Source organism: Aneurinibacillus aneurinilyticus ATCC 12856, assembly GCF_000466385.1.
Classification (GTDB): domain Bacteria; phylum Bacillota; class Bacilli; order Aneurinibacillales; family Aneurinibacillaceae; genus Aneurinibacillus; species Aneurinibacillus aneurinilyticus.
Window position 1 is genome coordinate 1 of record NZ_KE952799.1, and the last position, 1,220, is coordinate 1,220.

At 39.5% G+C, this 1,220-nt stretch carries 2 protein-coding genes and 1 pseudogene; all 3 read left to right on the top strand.

The features are described 5' to 3' along the window. Positions 1-108 precede the first annotated feature (108 nt). On the top strand, positions 109-360 hold the full coding sequence (locus HMPREF0083_RS13060) for a hypothetical protein (protein ID WP_021621894.1): 252 nt from the start codon (positions 109-111) through the stop codon (positions 358-360). Positions 361-387: 27 nt separating this feature from the next. Beyond that, positions 388-579, top strand: a complete 192-nt coding sequence (locus HMPREF0083_RS13065; RefSeq protein WP_021621895.1) for a hypothetical protein — start codon at positions 388-390, stop codon at positions 577-579. A gap of 400 nt (positions 580-979) precedes the next feature. Continuing rightward, positions 980-1,220 (top strand): annotated as a pseudogene (locus tag HMPREF0083_RS13070) (UDP-N-acetylglucosamine 2-epimerase); the annotation flags it as partial.

Genomic DNA, 1,220 nt, shown 5'->3' on the forward strand with positions numbered 1-1,220 from the left:
TCTGGATCATACTGGATAATCAACACCCTTGATCGGGTATTATAAAAACTTTGCTGAAGAGACAAAGCAGGAGTTAGTGGAATGGTATGAATTGAAGGGGGAATATGGATGAAAGTTCGAATCACTGGAAGTAGCATAAATGGTGAAAAATTGTCGTGGTGGTATTCAAATAAAATCGGTAAAGAATTTGAAGTTGAACAATGTCCAAGGTTTGATAAATATTGGATTACTAAAGATGAAACTAAATCGATTAATGGCGAAGAACACAAAAAACACATATACAAGTCGGATTGTGAATTGATTGACGATACCAGTATCCTATTGAGAAGCCGGTCGAAGAAACGAAGCAGAGGTTGGTGAGGCCAATGACTGACCAGGAACTGAGAGATGCAGGAACGACTCCAAAATAGACACAAAGGTAGTGAAGAATACAGTATGTTTTTAAGTCGTCATGAACCAGATGTTGCTCGGCTACGGAAGGCACTACATAAAATTAAGAAAACAACTGAGGATGGTGTATCATGGGAGATAGACAGTTGCTACTGTATTGCACATGCTACGCTCGTAGAACAAAAATAAGAGGCTGTCTCCATAGCCATCAAGAACCGAGGAGCAAAACAAATACCATTACCTATAGGTATATTTACCCAATTAGGGGGTTAAACAATAAAATCCCCCTACAACATGGCAACTGTAGGGGCAGGATAAGGAAATGTTTTGTGCATTATATATTACGATACATAAATGGAAAAAGTTTCGAAAATGTCCCTTATAAATTCACCGTGCAAAGAGGAAATTATCAGGCAAAAGTATCAATTAAGAAGCAGAAAAATAATCCTGGTAAAATGGTTGTTAAGAAAATATAGAGAAAGATATCTCGATCACGTTTGACGACTGCGTTAATGGTAAAGGATGAACTTCATTGCTCGGCATGTTGGGATGTCACGGCAATATTTAAATGAGATTCATCGAAAGCTGATTAGAGGCAGGGCTGCGGATCTGGAATAAATATTCACCGTATCCGGAAGAAATGAACCGTCAATTGACGGGTGTCATCTCCGACTTACACTTTGCACCAACCGCTCAGGCAGCGGAGAACCTGAAACAGGAAGGTAAAAGGGATACTACCATTTATATTACAGGCAATACAGTTATCGATGCCCTGAAAACGACGGTACGTCATGATTATAAGCATCCAGTGCTTGAACAATTCGCCGGGA